Here is a 26970-nt window from a genome sequence, read left to right on the forward strand (position 1 = left end):
GGCGGCGCGCCGCACTCAGCGACGCTGCAACCAGCTCGATGGATCCACCGGCTGACCATTGCGACGTAGCTCGAAGTACAAGGCCGGCACGCCCTGCCCGCCCGAGCTGCCGACCTTGGCCACTGCTTCGCCGCGTTTGATGGACGCGCCGGCATCGCGTAACAGCGTGTCGTTATGCGCGTACAGGCTCATGTAGCCGTTGCCGTGGTCCACGATCAGGATCATGCCGTAGCCGGTCATCCAGTCGGAGAACACCACGGTGCCGTCAGCCACTGCGGTGACGGTGCTGCCCTTGGGCGCGCCGATCAGCACGCCCTTGCTGGTGTGGCCGTCCGGCAAGGTGGCATCGAAGCGGGCCAGCAAGTTGCCCGACACCGGCCAGCTGAGCCCACCCACCTTGGGCGCCGGTGCGCTGGCGATCACCTTGGGCGGGGTCTTGCCGGGACGATCAGGGCGATCGGATTTGCTGCGCTTGGCCTGCGCTGCGGCCTCGGCAGCGGCACGTTTGGCGGCGGCACGTCGTTCGGCTTCGGCCTTGGCAGCAGCTGCGCGCAGATTGGCGAGCAGTTGTTCCAGCGACTGGGCGTCCTGGCCAAGGGCTTTTTCGCGTTCGGCGTGTTGTTTGTAGCGGTCGTCCAGTTGTGCAACGGTGGCCGCCTGCTGCGAGCGATCTTTCTGCAGCGAGGACGCCTGGGCCTTTTGGCGCGCACGCGCCGCATCCAGTGCCTGGCGACGGCTGGCGATGTCCTGTTCCACTTTCGCCAAGGCATCCAACTGCGTGGTCAGCGCCTGGATACGCTGCGCACGTGCGTTCTGCACATAGCGGTGATCTGCCAGCATGCGTGTGGCATCGCCAACGGTATCTTGCGACAGCAACACCTTCAACGGTGCATTGCGGCCGACCTGATCGGCGCCGCGCAACAACCCAGCCAGTTGCACGCGCTGCCTTTGCAGGCCGCGCTGCAATTGCGCGCGGTCCTGTTGCAGGTTGGACAGGTGTTGTTCCTGTTCGTACATGGCCGTTTCGGTCTCGCTCAACGCGCGTGCGGTCTTGGCCACCTTCTCGTCGGCCTGGCGCAGCTGCTGGGCAGCGGTACTGCGCTTGCCTTCCAGTTCGCGCCGATCGGCGCTGATGGTCTTCAACTCATCGCGCAGCTGCTGCAGTTTGCGCTCGGTTTCGCGCTGGCTCTGCGCATCCGCTCCCGCGCTGGCCAGCAGTGCGCAAGCCAGCACGGTCGCTGCCAGCCACACGCGTCCACGGCCGGTGGCGGGAGCAAACGGCAGGCGCGGCAGCTGTGCGGGCGAAGGGGGCAACGAAAGGTCCATTAACTTCATGCAGGTGCGCGATTGTAGCCAAGCATGGTGTGATCGCCGCCACGCACCAGACAACCGCCGCCGCACGAGGTTCAGCATGAAGCCCCAGCATCTTCTGTTGGTGTTGTCCGCAGTCTGCACAAGCGCCTGTGCCGACGAGGACATCAGCGAGGTCGACGGCCGCATCAGCGCCAAGATCGCCGTGGTCCGTGGCGCCACCCCGCGCAGCTTCAATAGCGACGTTGCTCCGAAGGAATGACGCGCTACCACGCGGAGTTCTTGTGTCGACGCACCGCAGAGCGCATCGCACTCACCGCAACGTCCAAAACACGCTCTAAGATCGGGATTCTGCAGCACGAGGAGTTCCGATGCCCCGCAAGATCCTGTTGTGCCTGGCCGCCATACTGGCCCTGGCCGGCTGCAAACGCGAACCCGCCGACGCGCCCACCGCGCCCACCGCGCAGGCGCCGGTCGATCGCGCGCCCAGCGCGCCGGTCAGCCGACACGCGTTTTCGCCCGAGCTGACCAGCGGCGATTTCGCCGAGTTGGTCAAAACGCTGGCATCGGATGACTTTGAAGGTCGCGGCCCGGGCACGCCCGGCGAAGAAATGACCGTCACCTACATTCGCGACCAGATGCAGCGCATCGGGTTGCAGCCGGGCAATGGCGACAGCTGGTTCCAGGAGGTGCCGATGGTGGAAACCACGGCCGCCCCATCCACCGCACCGAGCCTGCGCAGTGGCGATCGGACCCGTACCCTCGCCTTCGGCAGCGACATCTTGGTGGGCACGCGCACCGGTCAACCCGAGGTCAAGCTGGACAATAGCGAGCTGGTGTTTGTCGGCTACGGCGTGGATGCGCCCGAGCAGCAGTGGAACGATTACGCCGGCCAGGATTGGAAAGGCAAGACGGTGGTGATGTTCGTCAACGACCCCGGCTTCCAAACCGGCGATGCCAAGCTCTTCGATGGCAAGCGCATGAGCTACTACGGCCGCTGGACCTACAAGTTCGAAGAGGCCGCACGCAAGGGCGCGGCCGCCGCTTTGATCGTGCACGACACGCCTGGAGCCAGCTATGGTTGGGACGTGGTGAAGAATTCCTGGTCCGGCCCGCAATACGACTTGCCGGCCAAGGACGACCCCGACGCGCGCCTGCCGGTGCAGGGCTGGATCAGCGCCGAGACCGCCAAACAGCTGTTCGCCAACGCCGGGCTGGACCTGGCACAAGCCTACAGCGACGCCAGCAAGCGCGGTTTCAAGCCGGTGCCGTTGAAGGCCAGCTGGTCGGTCGACCTGAAAAGCACCATCGCCGAAAAGATCTCGCGCAACGTGGTCGGCGTGCTGCCGGGCAGCACGCACGCAGACGAAGCAGTGCTGTACGTGGCGCACTGGGATCACCTGGGCAAGCATCCGGGCGAGAGCGGCGACAACATCTACAACGGCGCGGTGGACAACGCGACCGGCGTGGCCGGCATTCTGGAAATCGCCGATGGCTTCGCGCATCAGGATCCCAAACCGGCGCGCTCGGTGGTGTTCGTGGCAGTGACGCTGGAAGAATCCGGCCTGCTCGGTTCCAAGTATTACGTGGCCAATCCCAGCTTCCCGCTGGACAAGATCGCCGCGGTGATCAACCTGGATGCGATGTCGGTGGCCGGGCGCGCGCGGGATGTCACCGTGGTCGGCATGGGCAGTTCGGAGCTGGAAGACATCCTCAAGCCGATCGCCGCGATGCAGGGCCGCACCCTGCATGCCGAAGCCACGCCGGAAAGCGGCTCGTATTTCCGTTCGGATCATTTCAACTTCGCCAAGGCCGGCGTGCCGGCGCTGTATGCCGATGGCGGCGAAGACCTGCGCGAAGGCGGCACTAGGGCCGGACGTGCAGCCGCCAAGGACTACGGGCGCAATCGCTATCACGCACCGGGCGATGAATACGATGCAGCGAGCTGGAAACTCGATGGCACCATCGAAGACTTGCAGGCGGTGTATGGCGTAGGCAAGGAGGTGGCCGCTGGCGAGCGCTGGCCCAACTGGTATGCAGGCAACCCGTTCAAGGCCGCGCGCGACCGTATGATGGCCGGCAGGCCGGGCATACTTGCGGCGGCGGATGCGCAGACGCCGCAGGCCGAAGACAGTGGCAATCAGGATGGCAAGAACGATGCAAGTACCAAGAAGGCGGCGCCCGCGCGTTGAGAAATGAGGACGTGTCGCCGGCTTGACGCCGGCGGCGCGTTAGCGCGGATCGCGGCTGCAGCGTCTTGACGACGACTCTCGCCTAAAACTAAAAAAGGGCCTCCTGTCGAAGGCCCTTTGCATTTGTGGCTTGTGCCAAGCGCATATCGGCAACGGAGCTAATGGATCACGGGTCGGGAGCGAGATGCGCTAACGCGCCGTTCTCACCCAGTCGTGGACGAGGTGCAGGCCCATCGGCACGTAGAGCCATCGTGGTCAGCAGTACCACCACCGATCTCTGGTACCGCCCTACCCGTTCTGACAACTGAGCAACCCCGTCAGTTATTGTCGACGCTGACCACGTGTCCATCTTCCGGATCGAGTTGCAGATCAACCTTTTGTCCACCGCGCTTTGCTTCGGCTTTCCATAACCCGTTTTCGAATGCGAGGTCGTGCACATTCAAGTAGCCGTTGGTCGACAGCGCTGCGCGAATATCGGCTTCGTTGAGCTTTGAAGTGGTGTGGTCGCCATAGACACGGCCGGTGACCGGGTCTATGCGCACATCCACATTCTTCCCATCGCCACTGCGCGCGTCGGCAGTCCACACGCCGTGCTTGAATTTGACGTCATGCACCTTGGTGTAACCCTTGGCGGTGAGCATGCTGGCGACTTCGGCGGATGTGAGCGCCTTGGCCGGCTTGTCTGCGGCCGCTTGCGCAAAAGCGCCGTGCGAGGCCAAGGCGAGTGCGCCGATCAGGGCGGTTTTCAACAATCGCTGTGTCATGGGATGCTCTTGCAGTGAGGTGCGCTCATGCTGGACGTGCTCCAATCGCCATCAGGTGAAAACCCAAAGACGTTTACAACAGACGTTCAGCTAAGGAACGTCTGAACAACCAGCCAGCATCTTCGAAGTTCAACCAGCAACGTCCAGATGAGGCGTGCGATTGGCTTGAGTGGCGGCATTCATGCGGCGTCTGGCGTCTTATCCCACGGTCCGGCAGCATGATCCTCTGGCCGGCAGCAACTGCCCGCGCACCATCCGCAGTTTGGACAGCGCAAACAACGTCAGCACCTGCGCCACGTTTTTGGCCAGGCCGCGATAGCGGACCTTGGTGTAGCCGACTGCCGTTCGATCGCCCGCAACCGCATCCACCCCGATACGCGTCTGCATGCGTTGTACGAAACCGGCATGTCGATGCGTGCCATTGCCAGTGCATTGGAGCGTTCGCCCAGCACGATCAGCCGCGAACTACGCCGCACCAGCACGCTCGGCAGTATCTGCAAGATCACGCGCAGCGCATCAGTGAGCGACGGCGCACGCAGGCCAGCCGACGTCCACGCATCGACGCTGAGCGCATCGCCCAGATCGAGGTCTTGCTGGTTGAGGACTTCAGGGCACCTCGAATAACCAAATCCTGACCGCGGCCCGGCGCGCATGATGCTTACCCGGCCTTCAGAAAGATCAGCGATCCGAGGTATTCGTCCTCGTTCGTAGTTTGCTTATGCAACGGATGCAGCACTTTGCCCGCTTGCGGTATTCATACCGGTCGCATTCCAGCCTGCTGTAATCGCGCCAGACACAGCAGGTGACGACCGGCTACCTTCAAGCTGATCATTTGTGTGGTTTCCCGCTGGCGTGACGTCATGCCAATGATGGCAGAATGCTGAGGTTTTTAGAGGTGCCCAATAGTGAGGTCGATAAGGGTGCACGACAGGCAGACGTAATATCTAAATCGTCACCATAAACAGGCTGCGATACTTGCTATCATTATGTGGGCGCTTACAGCAAAGCATTGATTGGGTGCTGGATGACCCGCGTGACTCACAATGGCGGCAGCACCTTACCCGGATTCAAAATCCCATCCGGATCCAGCGCCGCCTTGATCGCGCGCATCGCCGCCAGCGTCGGCGCGCTGAAGGCTTGCGTCATGAAGTCGCGCTTGGCCACGCCGATACCGTGTTCGCCCGATAACGTGCCTTCCAGCGAAAGCACCAGTGCGAATAGGCGCGGCAATGCGGCATGCGCGCGTGCATCTTCGTCGGCATCGGCGGGGTCGTACATGATGTTGATGTGCAAGTTGCCGTTGCCTGCGTGCCCGAACGCGACGATGGGCAACGCGAATTCGGCGGCTAGCGCTTCCACACCGGCCACCAACGCGGGGATGCGCGACACCGGCACCACCACATCTTCGTTGACCTTGCCCGGCTTGATCGTGCGCAATGCCGGCGACAGCGCACGGCGCGCGGCCCATAACCTGTCGCGAGCGCTGCCATCGGCGGCCACATCCAGGCTCAATACGCCCTCGCCATCGGCGGCGTCGTGCAGGGCCTGCAATGCGTACGGAAGTGTGTCGTGATCGCCATCGGCTTCGATCAGCAACATCGCACCTGCTTCGGGCACATCGCTGCCTTTGCGCCGCAATAGCGCGATCGCGCTGGCATCCATGAATTCCAGCATTGTCGGCGTGGTCGGTTGTGCCATCAAGCGCGATACCGCAGCTGCGGCGCTGGACGCATCGCGGTACAGCGCACGTAGGCCGGCGTGTGCGATTGCGCGTGGAGTCAACTTCAACGTCGCTTCGACGATGATCGCCAGCGTACCTTCGCTTCCGACCAGCAGGTGCGTGAGGTCGTAGCCGGTGGAATTCTTGGTGTACGCACCGCCGCAGCGGATCACCTCGCCGGTGCCGGTGACTGCGACCAGACCGAGCACGTTATCGCGGGTCGCGCCGTACTTCACCGCGCGCGGGCCGCCGGCATTGGTCGATAGATTCCCGCCGATGCTGCAGATCTCCGCGCTGGACGGATCCGGCGGCCAAAACAACGCGTGTGGCTGCAGCGCTTGCTGCAGCTCGCCATTGAGCAGACCGGGTTGCACGATGGCGCAGCGGTCTTCCGGGCGCAGCGCAAGGATGCGATTCATGCGCGCCATCGACACCACCACGCCACCGGAAAACGGCACCGCCGCGCCGGTGGTGCCGGTGCCCGCGCCACGTGCCACGATCGGCACGCCATGTGTGCGACACGCCTGCACGATCGCCACCACATCATCGGTATCGCGCGGCAGGGCGACTGCGGCTGGTAATGCCCAGCGACGCGAATCGTCTTCGCCATAACGGCGGCGCGCGTCGGCGCCGGTCAACCAGCCATCGGGTCCAAGCCGCGCGGCCAGCAGCTCGGCCAGCGCGGCGGGAAGTACATCTGTCATGACGCATGATCCTGTGGTGCCGCGCGCTGGATGCATTTCCACCCTAGCACTGCGACCGTAAGCTGCAGCCCAGACCCAACGCAGCTCGGAGAGCATTGAGCCGAGCCTCGGAGCGAGTTCTGTTCGTATGATCTGTCTGTCATCACGGCCTTCACCCTAACGGCAGGATGTTTGAGCAAAGCCTGCGTCGTCTGGAAGAAGTGGCGGTAACTTGTTTGAAAAGCGTCGACCGGCAAGATCTCTGTACTTAGAGTGGCTAACAAAACGTATCGAGCAGTCGCCACGTGGGTGCGGAGGGCGCGGAGGAACCGCAGTGTACGCGTGGTACATGCCGATTCCGAGCACCGGCCGTGCCCGCCTGGCGGTGAGCGCAGTAGTTGAGTGGTTGAACGCGATCATGCTGTATGGCGGCTATTGTTGAGTCCTGGGCTTTGCCTGACGATACTGTCTTTTGTCGCCTGCACGCTGCCCATTGGGATCGACATTGGCGCATACGCGATCGCCGCAGATGACAGCATCCGAGGCGTAGTAGGCTCGCAAAACCGGGGTTGCAGTGTCGTAGCGCTATAACTCCTCCTTGACGCTGGCGAGTTCGCGGCGGTAATAACCCAGCACCGCCCAGCCTACCAAGAGCACCAGCAACAATATCGCGCCGGCGGCGCCGTACCAGAGCCGCATAGCCTTGCTTGCCACCTGCACAGGTGCGTGGAAGTGGCTGAGACAGCGCGATCGTATTCGGCAGCGACGGGCAATACCGCATCCTTGGCCGGCGGCGTCAACTCAGGACGCACCACCAACGGTTGTGAAGTGGTCCAGGCGGCCTGACCTGATCGACTTCATCGCCGTCTAGCGGCTGGGCGGCTTACGCCAGGCAGTGCACACCCTCACCGCCGACAACGGTAAGGAGCTCGCCGATCATCGGCTCATTGTTGCTTGCTTGCAAAGCGATTTCTATTTTGCAGATCCGTACTGTGCACGGCAGCGTGGCAGCAACGAAACTGCCAACGGATTGACCCGCCAGTACCTGCCACGACAGACCGAGTTCAGCCCCATCACCGACGCGGACCTGCGATGGATCGAACAGCGACTCTACAATCGTCCCCGCAAGATACTCGGATTTAAAACGCCCCTCGACGTCTTCTCCGAGGAAATCCTCAACAGCGTTGCGCTGATTGGGTGTTGAGGGTTTTTCAGGAGCGACTATGCAGTGCAAAAAACCCGCGTGTGCCGCGCAGCCGTTCGATAGCCGCTAAAACCCGTAACGCAAAAATCCGCCATCCACCGCAATGCATTCGCCGGTGATGTAACTGGCCGCCGGCAGACACAGGAAACTGACAGCGGCAGCGACTTCTTCCGGTTCGCCGATGCGGCGCATCGGCGTGCGCTCGATCACCTGCTCGTAGTAATCCGGATCTGACAACGGTCCTGAGGTACGCCGCGTGCGGATATACCAAGGCGCCACCGCGTTGACGCGGATGCCGTCCTCGGCCCATTCCACCGCCAGATTACGCGTCATTTGCTGCAGCGCGGCCTTGGTCATGCCGTACGGCGCGCCGCTGCGCACATGCGTGATGCCCGAGACGCTGCCGACGTTGACGATCACCGAGGCGGCGTGTTTCGCCAGCAACGGGTGTGCATAGCGCGACAATTCGAACGCAGAAAACAGGTTGGTTTCGAAAATGCCGCGCCACTCGTCTTCGGTGTAATCGATCGCCGCGCGCGCGATGTTGCCGCCTGCATTGTTGATCAGTAGATGCAACCCATCTGTATGGTCTTCCACCCAATCCAGGATGGCGCGGCGTTCCTCATCGTCGGAGACATCGGCGGCCAAGCCGTGCAGTTCGCGCTCGGGAAACTCTTCGGCGAGCTCATCGCGCGCCTGCGCCAATGCATCGGCATCGCGCGCCACCATCAGCAGATCCGCACCGAAGCCGAGCAGCTCGCGCGCGATAGCCAGGCCAATGCCAACACTGGCGCCGGTGATGAGGGCGGTCTGTCCATCCAGCCGCCAGCGATGCGTTGTCACGTGGGTGATCCTCTTCAAGACGCAGGAAACGGCCGCTGCAGCGCAGTTGACGCGCGCATACGGCCCGAGCGTAGGATACCGCCACCCCGAGCGAGGTCACGACGATGAAACTGCATTGGATTCTTGCGGCCAGCCTGACGTTGCTGATTGGCGGCTGCCAGCAGCCGCAACCTGTGCCCACCGAGCAGAAGCCTGAGCCGCAGGCCACCGCCTTGCGCGACCACATCCACGAACCGCTCAACAGGGCGCACGCGGTGCAGGCGGTGACCGATCAGTCCGCAGACGATCAGCGCAAGGCAATCGATGCGGCGACACAGTAAGCGCACCGCATCACGCGCGCGTCGAGGTCCAAAAGGCTGCAAGCGCTCGCTCTGCCGCGCGCAATTCTGGAATTAGCGCTTGGTGCAATTTCTGCGAGAAATGTTGCGGACGCTGCACTAAGAATGCACAGCGACCGCAGAAACAACAACGCCGGCGCAAGGCCGGCGTTGTCGACAATTCTAGCGCACACGTGTCGCGTCAGAACCCACAGAAGCAGTAAGCCAGCGCCTTGACCGGTGTACCACCAGCCTTGCTGTCGTGCACGGCGTCTTCGACAAAGCGTAATTGCGTGTCCACTTCCGGCAGCGAGCGCGCCAACATGGCGCGCGCCATGCCGGAATTGCCCAGCATCCAGGCGCCCATGCGGCTGCCGGCGAATCCGCTCATGAACTGCGAGAACGGCGTGGCCGGCTTTTCCACATAGCTGACGCGGAACTTGCCCTTGCTCAGCTTTGCGCGGTTGGCTGCATCGGCCACCGCTTCCTGCATGCCACCGAACGCATCCACCAGGCCGTGCTGCCTGGCCTGCGCACCACTCCACACCCTGCCGCGCGCAACCTTGTCGATGGCCTCCACCGACTGGTGACGCGCCTGCGCCACCTTGCCGGTGAAGTCTGCGTAGCCCTTGTTGATGACAGCCTGGATGACCTGGCCGGCAGCAGGATCCAGCGGGCGGGTGATGTCGAAGGCACCGGCAAAGCGCGTGGTGCCAACGCCATCGGTATGCACGCCGATCTTGTTCAGCGCGCGGGTCAGATTCGGCACCATGCCGAAGATGCCGATCGAACCACTGATGGTCGACGGGTCGGCATAGATGCGATCGGCATTCATGCTGATCCAGTAACCGCCCGAGGCGGCCAGATCGCCCATCGACACCACCACCGGCTTGCCGGCCTGTTTGAGCGCGACCACTTGGCGACGGATCTGCTCGGAAGCGAACACTTCGCCGCCGGGCGAATCCACGCGCAGCACCACCGCTTTGACCTCGTCGTCGTCGCGCGCCTGACGCAGCAGCGCTGCAGTGGACTCGCCACCGATACGGCCGGCCGGCTGCTCGCCACCGCTGATCTCGCCAGCTGCCACCACCACGGCCACCTGCGGACGGCTGTCCATGGGCGAACCCTGCGCCTGCAGCTGGGTGAGATAGCTGGAAAAATCGATGTTGCGGAAGCCACTGTCGGCATCGCTGTCGGCCACGCCACGTTTGGTCAGCAGCGCATCGACCTCTTCGCGGGTCTTGAGCCCGTCGACCAGCTTCTGCTGCAGCGCGAACTTGGCCAGGTCGCCACCTGCCGCCGCGACGCCTTCGGGCAGCGTGTCGATACCGGCGGTCAGTTGTGCCGGGCTCAGCTTGCGCGCGGTGCCTACGTCGGCCAGATAGCGCTGCCATACGTCGTTCATCCAGAACAAATCCGCTTCCTTGGCGTCGGCCGAGGCCGCATCGAGGATGTATGGCTCGGCGGCGGATTTGTACTCGCCCACGCGGAACAGGTGTACGTCCACACCGAGCTTGTCCTGCAACCCCTCGCGAAAATACTGGCGGTAACGGCCGAGACCTTCCAGCAGCACACTGCCCATCGGGTCCAAATAGACCTCGTTGGCTTGCGCTGCGAGCAGGTACTGGCCCTGGCTCATACTCTCGCTGAAAGCCACCATCTGCTTGCCGGAGGCACGCAGCTTCTGCAATGCGGCTGCAACTTCGCGCTGCGAAGCGAAACCGGGCGGCTGCAGCTTGTCCAGGTTCAACAGCACCCGCTCGATCTTGCGGTCCTTGCCGGCCGCCTCGATCACCCGCACCAGGTCACGCAGCTGCACTTCTTCGGCACCCTTGTTGCCGACTGCCTTGGCCAGCGAACGGCTCACCGGGTCGGCGCTGAACTGCTCGACAAGCGTGCCTTCAGGATTGATCACCAGCGTGGTGCGCTCGGCCAGCGGTTTGGTGCCGTCGCCTCTGGCGATCGCCACCACGAACAGCAGCAGCATCAAAAACAGAAAGCCGAAAAACACCAGGTTGAAGATCAGGCGCCGGGTGAAATTCATCACATCCCATAGGCCGACGAAGAAACTGGCGATGGGAGTGCGACGCACGGGGTGGTTCATAGAAAACTCCGTCGAAAGACGCTGCATACAAGTCAATGGTGTCCAGCATACCGGCTGCGCAGCGTGAGCGGCATGCGCTGGAAGTCAGGGTGTCGCGGTGGCAGTCAGCCGCTGGCTGGTCTGCCGGAAGCGCAGCCCCATCAGGATCGACGCAACGGTCAGGCCCAAAATCAGGCCGATCCACATACCTTGCGGTCCCCAGCCCAGTCCCAGGCCAAGCCCGGCGCCGATCGGCATGCCCACACCCCAGTACGAGAACATCGCCAAAAACATCGGCACGCGGGTGTCCTTGAGCCCACGCAACGCACCGCTCGAGAGCACCTGGATGCCATCGGGAAACTGGAACGTGGCGGCGAACAACAGCAGCACCGAGGCCAACGCGGCCACCGTCACATCATTGGTATAGACACTCACGATGGCGTCGTGACCCAGCAACAGCACGCTGGCCGACAGCGCCTGCGTGCCAAGCACGATAGCGTAACCGGCCCAGGCCGCACGCCGCATGCCGAGCGGATCGCCGCGCCCTACCGCATGCCCGACGCGCACCGTGGTGGCTTCGGCCACGCCCATCGGGATCATGAAACACAGCTGCGCGACGTTGATCGCAATCTGATGCGCGGCCGCTTCGGCGGAGCCGAGCCGGCCGATCAACAAGGCGGTGACGATGAACAGGCCGCCTTCCATCAGCACAGTGATGCCGATCGGCAAGCCGGTGCGCAACAGATCGTCGATGGCGCGCCATCGCGGCCCTTCCAGGTGATTGAACAACTCCAGATGGGCAAAGCGCCGCGAGCGCCACAGGTACAGTGCAAACACGCTTGCCTGCACCCACATCGTGATGGCCGAGGCCATGCCCAGCCCTTGCGCACCATGCTCGGCAAACCCGAACGTGCCATAGGTAAGCGCATAGCCCAGCGGCGCCAGCACCAGCAACCCGGCAACGCCCAACACCATGGTGGGCAATGTCCAATGCATGCCTTCGCAGAGATAGCGCATGCAGAAGTAGAACGTCATCGCCGGCCCGCCCCAGCGCACTGCGTGCAGAAAATCGGTTGCACCCGGCACGATGTCCGGCGCAATTCCGAAGGTGGGCAACAGCGGCGGCACTGCGCCCAGAAAGGTGAACATCACCGCGCCCAACGCCAGCGACAGCCACAGCGCCTGGCGGAACAATGGCCCGATCTCGCGCTCGCGACCTGCGCCAACCAGTTGCGAGACAGAGGCGGTCAACGAGATCAACGTGCCGATCGGCACCAGCATCGGCAGCCACAACAGCGAGGTGCCGATGGTGACCGCAGCCAACGTGGCAGTGCCGTGGTGGCCAGCGATGACGTTGTCGACGAACCCGATCAGTCCGCTGGAGACGTGGCCGATCACCAGCGGCAACGCAAGCAGGCCGGTGGTGCGCACTTCCGAGGCGACGCTTGGCGTCGCGGCCGAGGGTGCAGAAGAAACAGACATGAAAAACCGATCGCTGCGCGGACTACGGCCGTGCCGGGAGGCGCTGGCACCGGGTCGCGTGGGCCCGCCATCTTACGCGTACTTTCCGACTGCGGCTTTGTCGTGCGCTTGGGTAGAGCCTGTTGCGCCTGCACGCGTGCGGGCAAACGCGCACTCCGACGCGGTGGCGCATGGACGCGCAATCCTGGCTGGCCACCGGCCTCACATACATTGGCTTGAGCGGGGGGGGGAGTTGTTTGTCGTGACGGTTGCCGCCGCATTCCTGATGGTGGCGCGTCTTCAAGCGTTGCGTGCGTCTGAGCATCGTGCCGAAGACAGCCACGTTGAAGATCAGCAGGTCACTGCGTGACGTCGATGCGTGGATCGATGTCGAACGCGATCCGCTGCGGTAGCACGTTCTTGCAGCGGCGGCGTCCTCCGCTGGCGACTATCGCGCCAGCTGGCGCTTCAACCAGATGCTGCGCGTGGCCGGCGCTTCTGCCAGGAAGGCATCGCGCAAGGCGTCGCGATCCTGTGGCGGTGTGCGTTGTGCCAGTACCGCCAGCTGCTCCAGCTGCCCGGCATCCAGACTGCGCAGCACCGCCAGCACGCTGTCGCGCTGCGCAGCGGGCACGTAGCCGATCAACGGCTGCAACTGCGGATAGAACGCGCCCAGCTGTGAGCCCAGGCGCCAGCCATCGCGATGTAATCTGTCCATCGCGGTGAACTGCGTGCGCAACGCGCGCTGCTGATCCTCGGGTAAGGCATGCAGACGCTCGCGCGCCTGGCGCAACACCACTCGATCGGTGGCGGTGAGCCCGTTCCAGGCCGCATAGCGGGCGCGCAGCTCGGCCTGCTGTGCAGGCGTCAATGCGTCCCAACGCGCGTGCTGCTGGGCGGCGCTCGGCGTTGCCGGAGTGGGCACATGAGAAGACGCAACGGCACCGCCTTCTTCCAATGGGGTCGGCAAGGTTTGTGCGGCAGCACTGCCGGCCAACGCGAACAGCAGCAGCCCGCACCAATTAATTAGTTTCGTCATCGACCGTCTCCAATGCGGCGGAAGGCTGCTCGGCCGCGGTGGCGTGCGCGCCAGATTCGTCGGCCGGCACCGGATGGCCGGCCGCGTACCAGGCGTAGAAGTCCGCCGCGCGCGCCAGCTCCAGATCCGGGTCGGCCAGCATCGCTTGGTCGCGCGAATCCATGCCGGGCGCTGCCAGCGCATCCGGCCGGTCTGCCGCGGGTAGCTCTTCCACCAGCACCGGCGCAGCGTCGGTCACATGCAAGACGCCTGCAGGCGCCTGCGAGACCGGCTCAGGCGGCAGTGCCGGCCGGCGATGGATCCACCACCAGCCGATTGCCGCAAGCAGCAGCGTCAGCGCCAACACGCCTAGCACGTTGCCTGCGTGGCGGCGGTTGACGCGTGACCAATGCTCTCGGCGCGCAGCTCGCACGCGTGGGGCGGCCGGCTGCCTCGGCTCGGTGGGCGCAACCACAACCGCGGCTGGCTGCAACGGCAGGCCGGCCAGCGCTGAGTCGCGCAGTTGCCTCAGCCGGGTCAGCTGGACCGGGGTAAGGTCGCGCAATTCCAACTGCACCGCTTCGGCCAACACCCGCCAGGCATGCGCATCCGGATTGCCGGCTGCATCGCGCGGGCAGGCACGGGCGAGCGATTGGCGATAAACCGCCACGTCAATGCCATGCACCTCGCTTGCCGCGTTCTCTTCCAACCCGGCCACGATCCGCAACAGCAGTGCCAGCCGGTCGGCGGTCTGCATCCGGCCCAACGCGGTGAACGGAGGCAGCCAAGTGCCCGGCATCGGCTCGCGGCGCAGCGGCGGTGCGGTAGCCAGCAGGCTCCAGAAGCGCATCGGCCAGAAGGCCATCGGCCGACCAGCGGCTTGGCTGTTGAAGGCGCGCAGGGCAGCCGCCAGGGCCTGCTCGGCGGCTGCCCCATCGCCGCATTGCAATCGTGCGAGCACCAGACCCCGGCGTTCGACACCGCGCAGGAAGGCCGACAGCGCGGCAGGGGTCACAGGGGCATCGGGGACTACGGTCATGAGAACTCCAGCATCGGCCGGCATGATACCGACGCGATTGCCCCCCGCCGATGGCTTGACAGATCGACCTCGCCCGGCTCCGCCCTCAAGCCAGCGGCGCCTGCCACCGGCGCAGGTTGTGCACAGCGGCAGACATACCGATAAGTAGGCGTCTGTCAACTGCTGATTTTTCTTTGTTGCAATCGTGTTTCACGCCTAAGCTATTGATATTTATATACTTATGCGTGCTGGCTAAAAAATGTCCAAGAGGTTGCAGAGGCTGGGGAATCCATCGTCACAGCGTGGAGCACCAGACTAATTCACAGGTTTATCCACAGGCAATGTGGATAAACCGGTTTCCTTAGCCCTCACATAGGTTTAGGTCGTATTTATCCCACCGGTCACAAAAACGCGCCGTAGGCCCGCGCGCGGATTTGGGGCGATCTGAGGTCCGCTGCCTGGCGCTGGACCGGGTCGGTAGACTGGTTGGATGACTTCGACCGTCGCCACTCTGCGCGTCGCCTTGCCGGTGCCGTTGCCCCAATTGTTTGACTACCTGCCGCCGGCCGATGCCCCGCTTGCCAATCTGGCGCGGGTCGGCTGCCGGGTGCGAGTGCCGCTCGGGCCGCGCGAGCTGGTCGGGGTGGTGGTGGAGATTGGGCAACTGGCCTCAGCCGAGGGCCTGCGGCCGGCGCTGGCGTGGTGCGATGCCGCGCCGCTGCTGGTCGACGAGCTGGCCCGCTCGCTGCAGTGGCTTGCCCGTTACACCCACGCCCCGCTCGGCGAAGCCCAGGCTAGCGCACTGCCCGGCCCGCTGCGTCGTGGTGAGCCGTTGGCCGACACTCACGCCTGGGCCTGGCAGCTCACCGAGGCTGGCCGCACCGGTGCGGCCAGCCTACGTGCGGGGAGCCGGCCCGCCTTGCTGGCGGCGCTGCTACTGACCGCTGCGGTGGGCGAAGACCAGCTGGACCCGCTGCTGCCGCAGTGGCGCGAGGCAGCGCGCAGCCTGGTCAAGCGCGGCTATGCCGAACGCGTGGCAGTGGCCGCCGATACGATTGCCCCGCGACCCCGCAGCGGCCCTCAGCTCAACGACGAACAACAGGCCGCCGCCGACACCATCCGCGCGCGCAGCGGTTTTGCCACTTATCTGCTCGATGGCGTCACCGGCAGCGGCAAGACCGAAGTCTATCTGCAAGCAATCGCCGACTGCCTGGCCGCCGGACGCCAGGCGTTGGTGCTGGTGCCGGAAATCGGCCTGACCCCGCAGACGCTGGGTCGCTTCCGCGCCCGGCTTGGGGTGCCGGTGCACGCGCTGCACTCGGGCCTGTCCGATGGCGAACGCGCCCGTGTCTGGGCCGCAGCCTGGCGCGGCGAGGCCAAGCTGATCGTCGGCACGCGCTCGGCGGTGTTCACCCCACTTCCCAACGCCGGGCTGATCGTTATCGACGAGGAGCACGACGGCAGCTACAAGCAACAGGACGGCATCCGTTATCACGCGCGCGACTTCGCGCTGGTGCGCGGCAAGGCGCTGGACGTGCCGGTCATCCTGGGCAGCGCCACGCCATCGCTGGAAAGCCTGCACAATGCGTATTCCGGCCGCTTCCAGCATCTGCGCCTGTCGCGCCGCGCCGGCGAAGCGCGTCCGCCGCGCGTGCGCGTGCTCGACGTGCGCAAGCGCCCGCTCAAGGACGGCCTGTCGCCAGAGGTACTGGCCGGCATCGGCGCCACCCTGGCGCGCGGCGAGCAGGTGCTGGTGTTCAAGAATCGCCGTGGCTATGCGCCGGTGCTGCTCTGCCACGACTGCGGCTGGACCGCCGCCTGCCAGCGCTGCAGCACGCCGCTGCACCAGACTCCGATGACGGTGCATGCCGGTGGTCGGCGCCTGCAATGCCACCACTGCGGCGCACGCCAATCCGCACCACTGGCCTGTCCGGCTTGCGCCAGCCTGGCGCTGCAGCCGCAGGGCATCGGCACCGAGCGGCTGGAAGAACGCCTGACCGAGCAATTCCCGGATTTTCCGGTAGTGCGCATCGACCGCAGCACCACCCGGCGCCGCGATGCGCTGGAAACCCAACTGGCGCGCCTCGGCACCGAAGCCGGCATCCTGGTCGGCACGCAGATCCTGGCCAAGGGCCACGACCTTCCGCGGCTGACCATGGTGGTGGTGGTCGGCATCGACGAAGGTCTGTTCTCGGCAGACTTCCGTGCCGCGGAGAAGCTTTCCCAACAATTGATCCAGGTGGCAGGACGCGCCGGACGTGCCGATCGTCCGGGCGAGGTCTGGCTGCAGACCCATCACCCCGAGCACCCCTTGCTGCAGACCCTGGTCAACGGCGGCTATCACGCCTTTGCCGATGCCGAACTGCAACAGCGCGAGGCGGCCGGCTTTCCGCCGTCCGCGCATCTGGCGCTGTTCCGCGCCGAAGCCAAGGATGTGGCGGCGGCCAATCAGTTCCTGATGGCGGTGCGTGTCTTGACCAACGCGGACACCAGCGCGGAATCGCCCGCGTCTGCAGCAGTGGAATGCTATGGCCCGATGCCGGCACCAATGCCGCGTCGCGCCGGTTTTCAACGAACGCAATTGTTGTTGTCCGCGCAACAACGCTCTGCCTTGCACCGATTGCTCGATGCGCAGCTGCCGGCAATCTATGCGCTGCCGCAAGCGCGGCGGGTGCGCTGGTCGCTGGATGTGGATCCGATCGATTTGTATTGAGAGCGGCTAACAAAACTACTGCGCAGCCGCCGGGTGGGCGCGACCCGTCCGCTCGACGATCCCGGCATCCGCATCACCCTGATCGACCGCCAGAAACGCCATTGTTCTGGCCACTGCCATATCAAGTCGCCGCCGCCGGTCTCCGCCGGTCTGTCCGCGCCGGATATTGCCGCGCCGCTGCGGCACATCCTGCGCGAGCAGCGCTGCTCTGCTCGGCGACGTCGCCGAAATCGCACCAACGCGCCGCGAGGTCGTCCTGGCCGATGGCAACACGCTCGGCGACGACATGCTGCTGGCCACCGGCGCCACTCATGCCTATTTCGGCAACGACAGAACACATGCCGGGCCTGAATACGCCGTATAACGCGCTGGTACTGCGGCGCAAACTGTTGCTCGCCTTCGAACGTGCCGAGGCCGAATCCGACCCCGCAGCATGTGCCGCAACCGGTGTCACAGGTTTCTACTGGCATGCAGCGGTGGTACGGCTGCGCGCAGTCGCGATCGGACATGTGCTCGACGTGCCCCAGCATGGTCGTTGGCGACTGGCGCAAGCGTATGTTCCGGCCTGCGCCTTACGGCGATCAGCTACGGCCGGCATCTGCCGTTAGCGCGCTTGCCGCCGAAGTAGTGAAGCTGCAGCGTTGCCTAGTCGGGTAAGTGCCCGATGCCATGCCTGCTGCGCGATGCGCGGGGTTTGGTAGTGCACTTCAACCAGTGAAATGCCCGCGTATGGCGCAAATGCATATGCTCATTCGCAGCAAAAAGATCGGCAGGGGAGCAGACGTTTATAGACTCCGCGCCCACCGGCACAAACGCAAACGGCCCGGATATCCGGGCCGTTTGTACACCATCTGGTGCATGGTCGAAGGGATCAGGCAACAAACAATGCCTTCATCTTCTTCAGCGCGTTCGCCTCGATCTGGCGGATGCGCTCGGCCGATACACCGTATTCATCAGCCAGCTCCTGCAGCGTCACCTTGGAATCGGAATCCAACCAGCGACGCTTGACGATGTCGCGCGAGCGCGTATCCAGACCGGCCATGCCTTCGCGCAGCAGCTGCAACTGGTTGTCTTCGCTGTCGTGACGCTCGTAAGCCTGCGACGGATCTTCATCGTTGGCTACCAGATAGCTGACCGGTGACGGCGGACCGTGATCATCATCTTCGTCGGACGAAGCATCGAAACCGATATCGCGACCGGACAGGCGCGATTCCATCTCCATCACTTCACGTTCGGAGACGTTCAGATCCTTGGCGACCGCGGTCACTTCCGACGCATTGAGCCAGCCCAGACGCGTCTTGGACTTGCGTAGGTTGAAGAACAGCTTGCGCTGCGCCTTGGTCGTGGCGACTTTGACGATGCGCCAGTTCTTCAGGATGAACTCATGCATTTCGGCACGAATCCAATGCACTGCGAAGCTGACCAGACGCACGCCCATTTCCGGATCGAAGCGCTTGACCGCCTTCATCAGGCCGATATTACCTTCCTGGATCAAATCGCCCAGCGGCAGGCCGTAGCCGTTGTAGCCGCGGGCCACGTGCACCACGAAGCGCAGGTGGGAATGGACCAGTTCGCGCGCGGCGTCCAGATCCAGCTCATCGCGGAAGCGACGGGCAAGATTCTGTTCCTCATCGACCGACAGCACCGGGATCTGGTGCACGGCACCGATGTAGGCGTCTAGCGAACCGAGCGCACTGGGAATCGGGAGATTGTTCGCCACAAGGGCAGTCGAGGTAGTCTGGTTCATAGGCACCATCTTAGCAGTCGAACTATTGGACTGCCGGGTACAGAAAGAGTTCCCAGCGTTCCACTTATAGGACGTTCGGACTTCTTGCATTGCCGACATTCTACGGCATCGCTCCCGAATTCAACACCTGAACTACCACCGCAGCCCTGCGCAGACCGTGACAACTCGTTGCGAAACAGGCTAGCGCCTGTTCCGTTCAGCCACCGGCCGACGTGGTGTCCAGGGCGTTGCGCGGCGGCAGCGACCAGTCGATCGGGCTGACCCCACGTCGCTGTAGATGTTCATTGGTCTTGGAGAAATGCTGGCAGCCCAAAAAGCCGCGATGCGCCGACAACGGCGACGGGTGCGGCGCCTTTAACACACGGTGGCGCGCCTGGTCGATGACCTTACCCTTGGACTGCGCGTAACTGCCCCAGAGCAGGAACACCACTCCTTCGCGCTCACGGTTGAGGGTTTCCACGACATGATCAGTGAAACCTTCCCAGCCCTTGTTCTGGTGGGCTCCGGCACGCCCCCGCTCCACCGTCAGCACGGCATTGAGCAGCAGTACGCCCTGGCGCGCCCACGGCATCAGATAGCCGTGATCCGGCCGCGCGATGCCCAGGTCGTCCTGAATCTCTTTATAGATGTTGAGCAGCGACGGCGGAACTGGCACGCCGGGCAACACCGAGAAGCACAGCCCATGCGCCTGGCCTTCGCCGTGATACGGGTCCTGGCCCAGGATCACCACTTTGACCTGCTCGAACGGGGTGGCATCGAAGGCGGCAAAGATCTGCGGACCGGGCGGAAACACCCGCGCGCCAGCCGCCTTGCGCTGGCGCAAAAATCCCGATAACTCCTGCATCTCCGGGCGCAGCAACCAATCGCCCACGCGCGCCTTCCACGACGGTTCCAACTGGATACGCCCCTCCGCTTCGGTCATAACGTGACAGCCTGATCCTCAAGACGCGCCAAGCGCAGCTGGAACAACACCTTGGTCACCAATAGACGCTCTTCGATCGGTTTCTGCACCAGGTCGTTGGCGCCAGCGCGCAGCAGTTCGGACTGGTTGCGTGGATTGGTGTCGCCGGTCATTACCAATACGGGCAGGCGGCGCTTGCCGTAGGCGAAATCGATACGGATACGCTCGACCACGTCGCGGCCGTTGAGCTCGCCTTTCAGGGTCACGTCGGTCAGTACCACGTCGATGCGGCGCTCGGTGCGGCCCAGTGATTCGGCGGTGAGCAGCGCGAAGGCGTCTTCGGCGGTGAGTACGTGCACCACTTTCAGGCGTTGACGCTCGAGCATGCGCTTGGTCGCTTCGGCCACCACGCGGCTGTCTTCGATGTAGAGCACGGTCGCGCCGACGACCGGCTCAGGCTGCACGTAGCCGCGGATAAAAGTCGCCAGGGCCTCATGACCCAGCGCCTTGTCGAAATAATCGGTGACGTACTCGGTGAAGCGGCGCTCCATCAGGTGCTGTTGCGCATCGCCGGAAACAACGATCACCGGAACATACGCCTGGCTCGCCGCTTCGCGCACGCTGCGCGCCAGCGTCAAACCATCGCCATCGGGTAGCGACAGCGAGGTCGTCACCAGATCCACCGCACCGGCTTCCAGCGCCTGGCGTGCTTCGGCGATGCTGGAGCACCCTATCACCTGCACGTTCGGCAGATCACGCTTCAACACATCGGCAATCAGCTTGCGCACCAGCTTGGAGCCATCTACCACCATCACGCGCGGCGCGGCGCTGATCAGGTGCTTGAGATCTGATGGGTGCATGGCAGGCATCAGGTCTCGGTGGGACGGGTCTGACGAAGGAAATGGCCGGTCACCAGCCAAGCACCCAGCCAACCCAGGACCAGGGTGCCGACCAGCACCATCGCAGAATGCAGCAGATCCAGACCGTGGAGGGTAAAGGAGCTGCCGTAGCTATCGGCCAATATCGCCAACGGCGCGCGCAGCGCCAGCCCGGAGGCAGCAATCAGAGCGAGCGCAACAGCGCCGGCACCGAGCCCGTACCACGCACCCAGATACAGAAACGGGCGACGAATGAAGCCATCGCTGGCCCCCAGCAATTGCAGCACGCCGATTTCTTCGCGCCGCGATTGAATATCCAGCCGCACCGTATTGCCGACCACCAGCACCGCGCCGATGCCCAGTAGTGCAGACAGCACCTGCACCAGCCGCTCGCCAAAACGCAGCCAGCCGTCCAGGCGCTTGCGCCACAACACGTCATGCTGCACTTGGTCGGTCTGCGGCAAGGCCTGCAGCGCGCCGGCCAGTTGCGCATCGTCGGCGGCATCGGTCGGAGTGACGATCAACAACGTCGGCAACGGATTGTCGCCGAGCGCATCGATCGCTTCGTCGAGCTTGGCGCTTTCACGCAATTCGGCCAGCCTCTGCGTGGGCGTGCGCAACGTAACCTGGGCAACGTCCGGGCGCGCACGCAGCTCAACGGCCAGCGCCTGCGCCGCATCGGCGCCGACATCGACCTTCAAGAACAGATTGATCTCTCGCGACTGCTGCACACTGCCTGCCAGCAACTTGACGTTGTCCAGCGCGATCGACAGCCCCAGCGGCAGGGCTAGCGCCAGGGCCATCACCACGATGGTCAGCAAGGTTGCCCATGGCTTGCGCATCGCGCGGCCCAGGCTGAAGGCGATGCTATGCAGGTGGTGGTCGATCCACACGCCGAACCGCGACGGTGCAACGGCTTCGGTGTTGGCGGGCTTGTTCATTCGGCCAGATCCTGCGGCGAGATGTCGTCGACCAGCCGGCCGTGATCCAGAATCAGCACGCGCTTGCGCATTTGCTTGAGCAGCGCCAGATCGTGGCTGACCACCAGCACGCTGGTGCCGCGTGCCGGCAGTTCGGCAAATAACTGCATGATTTCCGCTGCCAGTGCCGGGTCCAGGTTACCGGTGGGCTCATCGGCCACCAGCAAGCGCGGTTCGCCGACGATGGCGCGGGCGATGCCCACGCGCTGCTGCTCGCCAGCCGACAACTGCGATGGCAAGGCTTTCTCGCGATGGGCCAGCCCGATCCGCTCCAATGCCGAACGCACACGCTTACCGATCTCGGCGCGGCGGGTGCCGCGCAGGATCAACGGCAAGGCCACGTTCTCGGCGATGCTGCGGTCGTTGAGCAAACGGTGGTCCTGATAGACCGCACCCACCTGACGACGATGCAGCGAAATCTGCCGGCCACGCACCTTTAGCAGGTTGCGTTCGCCCAGCAGCACCGCGCCCTGGCTGGGCCGCTCGCTGAGGTGGATCAATTTGAGCAAGGTACTTTTACCGGCGCCTGAGTGGCCGGTCACGAACAGCATCTCACCGTCGGCCACTTCGAAGCTGACATCGGTCAGCGCCTGGTGGCCACCGGCGTAGTGCTTGCTGACGTTGTCAAAACGCAGAACGGTCATCCAGTGATTATGCCGGAGCGCCAACGCTTGTGTCGCATCGCCGAAGACCGGTGATGCGATTGATGTCACGCGCAGTCAGTTACCGGAAACCAGCGACCGCAGGCGCCGGCCGATGCGACTCAGCAGCGATGGGCTGCCGGACGGCTTGGCGGCGGCGCGCACCGGCTTGGCGACCACCTGGGTCGGCTTGCGCGGTGCGGCAGGTTCTGCAACCGGCGTGGCGGCAACCGGCTCGACACCTTCGATCGGGCGGCCGTTGCGGCGACGCCGACGCTTGCGCGGTGTGCGTTCGACATCGGCCACGATGCTGGTGGAAGGTGCCTCTGCCGACGCTGCAGCAACCATCGGTGTTTCGGTCGGCGCGGCAGTTGCCGGAGCTTGGCCTTCGACACGCGGCTTGCGACGCGGACGCGGCTTGCCATCGGCGCCATCACGGCGACCGCCGCCACTGCCACTGAGCGAGGCGCTTCCCGGACCACCGCGACCACCGCCACGACGCTGCTCTTCGGCGGCTCGCTGCTCGCGCGCTTCGCGGAAGATCGTGCCCACGCTCTCGCCTTCATTTTCGTCGACCTCTTCGCCTTCCACCGGCACGCGTGCCGCACGCGGCAACGGCGTCAGCAACTCGGAAGTCACCGGCTCGACCGGAATCTTCTGTTCGATATAAGCCTCGATGTCCGGCAGACTCATCGCGTAACGCTCGCAGGCGAAGCTGATCGCGTCGCCCTCTTCGCCCAGGCGTGCGGTACGGCCGATGCGGTGCACGTAGTCTTCTGCGTCGAACGGCAGATCGTAGTTGTAGACGTACTTGACCCCGTCGATGTGCAGACCGCGCGCCGCCACGTCGGTGGCGACCAGGATCTCCAACTGGCCCTTCTGGAAGCGGTTGAGCAACGATTCGCGCTTCTTCTGCGGCACATCGCCCGACAGCACGCCGACTCGGTATCCATGACGCTCCAGGGTGCGCGCCACGCGCTCGACGAACGCCTTGGTGTTGACGAACACCATGGTGCGCGCGCCTTCACTACGCGACAGCAGGCCTAGCAGCAGCGTCTGCTTTTCTTCGTCGGATGGAAAATAGATGCGCTGGCGCACGCGGGCAGCGGTGATGGTCTCGGTTTCGACTACGAGCTTTTCCGGCTCGTTCATGTACTCGTAGGCCAGCTCCAGCACGCGATGGCTGAGCGTGGCCGAGAACAGCAGCGTCTGCCGGGTGCCGCGCTCGGGCATGCGCCGCAGCAGAAAGCGGATGTCCTTGATGAAGCCCAGATCGAACATACGATCGGCTTCGTCCAGCACGCAGATCTCGCAGGCGTGCAGCGAGACTACTTTGTGCTGCTTGACGTAGTCGATCAGCCGGCCCGGGGTGGCGATGATCACGTCCACGCCTTGCTGCAGCAGTTCGCGCTGCTTGTCGTAGTCCACACCGCCGTAGACCAGCGCAAAGCGCAGGCCCAGATCGGCGCCAAACTTGACGGCATCCTTGTGGATCTGGATCGCCAGTTCGCGGGTCGGTGCCAGGATCAGCGCGCGCGGGTCTTCCGGCTTGCGATCGGCCAGCGCCGAGCGAATCAGCAGGCGGTTCATCACCGCCACCAGGAACGCCAGGGTCTTGCCGGTACCCGTCTGGGCCTGGCCGGCCACATCGCCGCCCGGCAGCGCGACCGGCAAGGTCAGCGCCTGGATCGGGGTACACCGGGTAAACCCGGCGCTCTCCAGCCCGGCGATCAGCGAGGGATGCAGGTCGAACGTGGAGAAGGTCAAATCGGTCAGCGGTTTGTCGCTCATTATTCCGTCTTCGTAAGGCGCCCTGAGCAGCCCGGGCGCGGCTTGCATCGATGCCGACAGCGCCGCAAACTGCGGCTGTTGTGGCGGACAGCGCGGCTTCAGGACTGACACTTGATTCAGTCGCGCAATGCGCCAGTTTAACGCAATGTGGCGGCCTGCCTGTTCGGGTGGGCCGTTTTGGTTTCCAGGAGACCCAACGTGAGCGACAAGGTTCAACATGTCGGCGATGCCGACTTCGATACAGCTGTACTGCAATCCGGCGAACCGGTTCTGGTGGATTTCTGGGCCGAGTGGTGTGGCCCGTGCAAGATGATCGCCCCGGTGCTGGACAGCTTGGCTGATACATATCAGGGCCGACTCAAGGTTGCCAAGGTCAATGTGGACCAGAACCGTGCTTTGGCTATCAAGTACCACGTGCGCTCGATCCCGATGCTGCTGCTGTTCAAGAATGGGCAGGTGCAGGCAACCCAGATCGGAGCGGTTGGCAAGGGCCAGCTGACCCAGATGATCGACAAGACCCTCGGCGGCGCAGCTGCCTGAGTGAGTGGGCGTCCAGCAATGGACGCCCTGTGATTCGCCGGCAGTTACATCTTGCTCTGACAGAGGCTTGCGCGGTTGCGCACAGCAGTGATAGTGTCAATGAATCCGGCACACGTTCGTGCGCCGCCGTACCCCTCTAGAAAGCTCTTCTAGACTCCCATCACCATAGTTCGCCCCCCAGCCGGGCGCTCGCACTCTTAGCGAGGGATCACACACTTGTCCGATCATCCTTCTTCTGATATCGGGAGCGTCGACGCTCCCGTCGAGAAACGCGTGCGCAAGCCGCGCGTGAGCAAGACCGCAGTCACCAATGAAGATGGTGGCGCACAGCAGCCCAACCTGCCCTTGCCCGCCAGCCCCGCACCCGATGCCCCGCAGCTACCGTCGCGCGCACCGGCGCAGACGTCCAGCGATGGCGTACACGTCGGCAGCGCGCACAGCGCCAGTCAGGGCGGCGACAACTACGGCGAGTCCCGCGAGGGTGGCCAGTCGCAGCAGCAGCGCTTCAACCAGGCGCAACAACAGCAGCACCAAAATCAGGCGCAAAGTCAGGGGCAAGGCTACAACCAGGGGCAAGCCCCGTCGCAGGGTCAGAGCGCCGTCCAAAATCAACAGGGCCAGGGGCAGGGGCAGAACCAGCAGGGCAATCGCCGCGACCGGTTCCGTAACCGCCGCGACCGTGGGCCGCGCGATCGCTTCGGCAACGAAATAGGTGGCAGCGGCATGCCATCGACCGATGGCAGCAACGAGCCGTTCATCGCACGTCCGCACCCGGCCGTGCCGGAAGGCTTCCCGGTCTATTCGCTGAGCGATCTCAAGCGCATGCCGGCACAGAAACTGCTGGATATCGCCGATCAGCTCAATATCCAGGAAGGCGTGGCGCGCGCCCGCAAGCAGGACGTGATCTTCGCCCTGCTCAAGGTGCTGACCCGTCACGGCGAAGGCGTTGCTGCCGACGGCGTGCTGGAAATCCTGCCCGACGGCTTCGGTTTCCTGCGTGCCGCAGAAGCCAGCTACCTGGCCGGCCCGGACGATACCTACATCTCGCCGAGCCAGATCCGCCGCTTAGTTCTGCGCACCGGCGATCACCTGTCGGGCCGTATCCGCTTCCCGAAAGACGGCGAACGTTATTTCGCGCTGTCGATCATCGACACCATCAACGGCGAGCCGCTGGAAGCGAGCAAGAACAAGGTTCTGTTCGAGAACCTGACCCCGCTGTTCCCGCGTCGCCGCTTCCGTCTGGAGCGTGGCGATGGATCGACCGAGGACATCACCGGGCGCATCCTGGATCTGATGGCCCCGCAGGGTAAGGGTCAGCGCGCGCTGATCGTCTCCCCGCCCAAGGCCGGTAAGACGATGATGATGCAGCAGGTGGCCACGGCCATCACCAACAATCATCCTGAAGTTCACATGATCGTGTTGCTGATCGATGAGCGCCCGGAAGAAGTAACCGAAATGCAGCGCACCGTGCGCGGCGAGGTCATCTCCTCCACGTTCGATGAGCCTGCTGCACGCCACGTGCAGGTCGCCGAGATGGTGATCGAACGGGCCAAGCGCCTGGTCGAACACAAGAGGGACGTGGTGATCCTGCTCGACTCGATCACCCGCCTGGCGCGTGCCTACAACAACGTGGTACCTAGTTCCGGCAAGGTGCTGACCGGTGGTGTGGACGCCAATGCGTTGCACCGTCCGAAGCGTTTCTTCGGTGCGGCCCGTAACGTCGAAGAAGGCGGCTCGCTGACCATCATTGCCACTGCGCTGGTGGAAACCGGCAGCAAGATGGACGAGGTGATCTACGAAGAATTCAAGGGCACCGGCAACAGCGAAGTGCATTTGAATCGCCGCATCACCGAAAAGCGCGTTTACCCGGCGATCGATATCAACCGCTCGGGCACGCGTCGCGAAGATCTGCTGATCGAGCCGGAGTTGCTGCAGAAGATCTGGATCCTGCGCAAGTTACTGCATCCGATGGACGAGATCGCGGCAATGGAATTCCTGTTGGACAAGATGAAGACCACCAAGTCCAACGACGAGTTCTTCAGTTCGATGAAGCGCTGATTTCGATCAGTGTTATCGATAAAAAACCCCCGCATTGTGGTAGTGCTGCTCACTTAAGCAATTGAGTCACCGAAAATCCGATACCAGACCTCTGGTATCGGATTTTT

The 26970-nt window shown here is 63.9% G+C and carries 20 protein-coding genes, 1 other RNA gene and 6 pseudogenes; 10 read left to right on the forward strand and 17 right to left on the reverse strand.

The window, feature by feature from the left end; all coding sequences use genetic code 11:
* Nucleotides 1-15 precede the first annotated feature (15 nt).
* Nucleotides 16-1314 carry a murein hydrolase activator EnvC family protein gene (locus PD885_RS00125; protein WP_172402137.1) on the reverse strand — a complete coding sequence of 433 codons (1299 nt, stop codon included), beginning with the start codon at nt 1312-1314 and terminating at the stop codon, nt 16-18.
* Nucleotides 1315-1411: 97 nt separating this feature from the next.
* On the opposite strand from PD885_RS00125, the gene PD885_RS21225 reads away from it, so the two are divergent.
* Complete coding sequence (locus PD885_RS21225) at nt 1412-1573, forward strand: hypothetical protein (protein WP_002803677.1); 162 nt, start codon at nt 1412-1414, stop codon at nt 1571-1573.
* Between the two features lie 109 nt (nt 1574-1682).
* Nucleotides 1683-3503, forward strand: a complete 1821-nt coding sequence (locus PD885_RS00135) for a M28 family metallopeptidase (protein WP_002803675.1) — start codon at nt 1683-1685, stop codon at nt 3501-3503.
* Between the two features lie 317 nt (nt 3504-3820).
* Here PD885_RS00135 and PD885_RS00140 read toward each other — a convergent pair whose 3' ends face one another.
* Together PD885_RS00140 and PD885_RS00145 are read right to left on the reverse strand one after the other, a co-directional pair.
* Nucleotides 3821-4267: a PepSY domain-containing protein gene (locus tag PD885_RS00140; RefSeq protein ID WP_002803672.1), complete on the reverse strand. Its 447-nt coding sequence runs from the start codon at nt 4265-4267 to the stop codon at nt 3821-3823.
* Between the two features lie 198 nt (nt 4268-4465).
* Nucleotides 4466-4603, reverse strand: a pseudogene (locus tag PD885_RS00145) (IS5/IS1182 family transposase); the annotation flags it as partial.
* 12 nt (nt 4604-4615) lie between these two features.
* On the opposite strand from PD885_RS00145, the pseudogene PD885_RS00150 reads away from it, so the two are divergent.
* Nucleotides 4616-4890: pseudogene (locus tag PD885_RS00150) on the forward strand (helix-turn-helix domain-containing protein); the annotation flags it as partial.
* A 415-nt stretch (nt 4891-5305) separates the two neighbouring features.
* Here the strand turns inward: PD885_RS00150 and PD885_RS00155 are convergent.
* The 3 genes and pseudogenes from PD885_RS00155 to PD885_RS00165 all read right to left on the reverse strand — a co-directional run bounded on the left by PD885_RS00155 (nt 5306) and on the right by PD885_RS00165 (nt 7021).
* The gene (locus PD885_RS00155) at nt 5306-6691 is read right to left on the reverse strand and encodes an FAD-binding oxidoreductase (RefSeq protein WP_002803666.1); all 1386 of its coding nucleotides are present in this window, start codon (nt 6689-6691) and stop codon (nt 5306-5308) included.
* Nucleotides 6688-6796, reverse strand: a pseudogene (locus PD885_RS00160) (metal-dependent hydrolase); the annotation flags it as partial. The pseudogene PD885_RS00160 and the gene PD885_RS00155, both read right to left, overlap by 4 nt.
* 149 nt (nt 6797-6945) lie before the next feature.
* Nucleotides 6946-7021: non-coding RNA, sX9 sRNA (locus PD885_RS00165), on the reverse strand.
* 520 nt (nt 7022-7541) lie between these two features.
* On the opposite strand from PD885_RS00165, the pseudogene PD885_RS00175 reads away from it, so the two are divergent.
* Nucleotides 7542-7874: pseudogene (locus PD885_RS00175) on the forward strand (IS30 family transposase); the annotation flags it as partial.
* A 66-nt stretch (nt 7875-7940) separates the two neighbouring features.
* Here PD885_RS00175 and PD885_RS00180 read toward each other — a convergent pair.
* Entirely contained in the window at nt 7941-8717 is a 777-nt protein-coding gene (locus tag PD885_RS00180) for an SDR family oxidoreductase (RefSeq protein ID WP_002803662.1), read from the reverse strand.
* A 104-nt stretch (nt 8718-8821) separates the two neighbouring features.
* Here PD885_RS00180 and PD885_RS00185 point away from each other — a divergent pair, with 104 nt between their 5' ends.
* Nucleotides 8822-9037, forward strand: a complete 216-nt coding sequence (locus tag PD885_RS00185) for a hypothetical protein (RefSeq protein ID WP_002803660.1) — start codon at nt 8822-8824, stop codon at nt 9035-9037.
* A 199-nt stretch (nt 9038-9236) separates the two neighbouring features.
* Here PD885_RS00185 and sppA read toward each other — a convergent pair whose 3' ends face one another.
* The 4 genes from sppA to PD885_RS00205 all read right to left on the reverse strand — a co-directional run bounded on the left by sppA (nt 9237) and on the right by PD885_RS00205 (nt 14635).
* Nucleotides 9237-11138 (reverse strand): signal peptide peptidase SppA, encoded by a 1902-nt coding sequence (gene sppA / locus PD885_RS00190; protein WP_002803659.1) that lies wholly within the window; start codon nt 11136-11138, stop codon nt 9237-9239.
* Nucleotides 11139-11222: 84 nt separating this feature from the next.
* Nucleotides 11223-12599: an MATE family efflux transporter gene (locus tag PD885_RS00195; RefSeq protein WP_002803657.1), complete on the reverse strand. Its 1377-nt coding sequence runs from the start codon at nt 12597-12599 to the stop codon at nt 11223-11225.
* Nucleotides 12600-13026: 427 nt separating this feature from the next.
* Nucleotides 13027-13617, reverse strand: a complete 591-nt coding sequence (locus tag PD885_RS00200) for a DUF3106 domain-containing protein (protein WP_002803656.1) — start codon at nt 13615-13617, stop codon at nt 13027-13029.
* Nucleotides 13601-14635 carry a hypothetical protein gene (locus PD885_RS00205; protein WP_002803655.1) on the reverse strand — a complete coding sequence of 345 codons (1035 nt, stop codon included), beginning with the start codon at nt 14633-14635 and terminating at the stop codon, nt 13601-13603. Before PD885_RS00205 ends, PD885_RS00200 begins: the two co-directional genes overlap by 17 nt.
* A 469-nt stretch (nt 14636-15104) precedes the next feature.
* Here PD885_RS00205 and PD885_RS00210 point away from each other — a divergent pair, with 469 nt between their 5' ends.
* The 3 genes and pseudogenes from PD885_RS00210 to PD885_RS00220 form a co-directional block, all read left to right on the forward strand.
* Complete coding sequence (locus PD885_RS00210) at nt 15105-17327, forward strand: primosomal protein N' (protein ID WP_002803653.1); 2223 nt, start codon at nt 15105-15107, stop codon at nt 17325-17327.
* Between the two features lie 18 nt (nt 17328-17345).
* Nucleotides 17346-17770: pseudogene (locus PD885_RS00215) on the forward strand (NAD(P)/FAD-dependent oxidoreductase); the annotation flags it as partial.
* 48 nt (nt 17771-17818) lie between these two features.
* Nucleotides 17819-17955: pseudogene (locus PD885_RS00220) on the forward strand (trimeric intracellular cation channel family protein); the annotation flags it as partial.
* Nucleotides 17956-18198: 243 nt separating this feature from the next.
* Here the strand turns inward: PD885_RS00220 and rpoH are convergent.
* From rpoH to rhlB, 6 genes are all read right to left on the reverse strand, one after another.
* Nucleotides 18199-19074 (reverse strand): RNA polymerase sigma factor RpoH, encoded by an 876-nt coding sequence (gene rpoH / locus PD885_RS00225; RefSeq protein WP_002803651.1) that lies wholly within the window; start codon nt 19072-19074, stop codon nt 18199-18201.
* Nucleotides 19075-19270: 196 nt separating this feature from the next.
* Nucleotides 19271-19996 (reverse strand): uracil-DNA glycosylase, encoded by a 726-nt coding sequence (gene ung, locus PD885_RS00230; RefSeq protein ID WP_002803647.1) that lies wholly within the window; start codon nt 19994-19996, stop codon nt 19271-19273.
* Nucleotides 19993-20835 carry a response regulator gene (locus PD885_RS00235; RefSeq protein ID WP_002803646.1) on the reverse strand — a complete coding sequence of 281 codons (843 nt, stop codon included), beginning with the start codon at nt 20833-20835 and terminating at the stop codon, nt 19993-19995. Before PD885_RS00235 ends, ung begins: the two co-directional genes overlap by 4 nt.
* 8 nt (nt 20836-20843) lie before the next feature.
* Nucleotides 20844-21794, reverse strand: coding sequence for a permease-like cell division protein FtsX (ftsX, locus tag PD885_RS00240; RefSeq protein ID WP_002803644.1), 951 nt, complete (start codon nt 21792-21794; stop codon nt 20844-20846).
* Nucleotides 21791-22477 (reverse strand): cell division ATP-binding protein FtsE, encoded by a 687-nt coding sequence (gene ftsE, locus PD885_RS00245; protein WP_002803642.1) that lies wholly within the window; start codon nt 22475-22477, stop codon nt 21791-21793. Before ftsE ends, ftsX begins: the two co-directional genes overlap by 4 nt.
* Nucleotides 22478-22552: 75 nt before the next feature.
* Nucleotides 22553-24265: an ATP-dependent RNA helicase RhlB gene (gene rhlB, locus PD885_RS00250; RefSeq protein ID WP_002803641.1), complete on the reverse strand. Its 1713-nt coding sequence runs from the start codon at nt 24263-24265 to the stop codon at nt 22553-22555.
* 198 nt (nt 24266-24463) lie between these two features.
* On the opposite strand from rhlB, the gene trxA reads away from it, so the two are divergent.
* Together trxA and rho are read left to right on the forward strand one after the other, a co-directional pair.
* Nucleotides 24464-24805, forward strand: coding sequence for a thioredoxin TrxA (gene trxA, locus PD885_RS00255; protein WP_002803639.1), 342 nt, complete (start codon nt 24464-24466; stop codon nt 24803-24805).
* A 216-nt stretch (nt 24806-25021) separates the two neighbouring features.
* On the forward strand, nt 25022-26863 hold the full coding sequence (gene rho / locus PD885_RS00260) for a transcription termination factor Rho (RefSeq protein WP_040762174.1): 1842 nt from the start codon (nt 25022-25024) through the stop codon (nt 26861-26863).
* The last annotated feature ends 107 nt before the right edge of the window (nt 26864-26970 follow it).

This window comes from Xanthomonas fragariae, from assembly GCF_900183975.1.
Lineage (GTDB): Bacteria > Pseudomonadota > Gammaproteobacteria > Xanthomonadales > Xanthomonadaceae > Xanthomonas > Xanthomonas fragariae.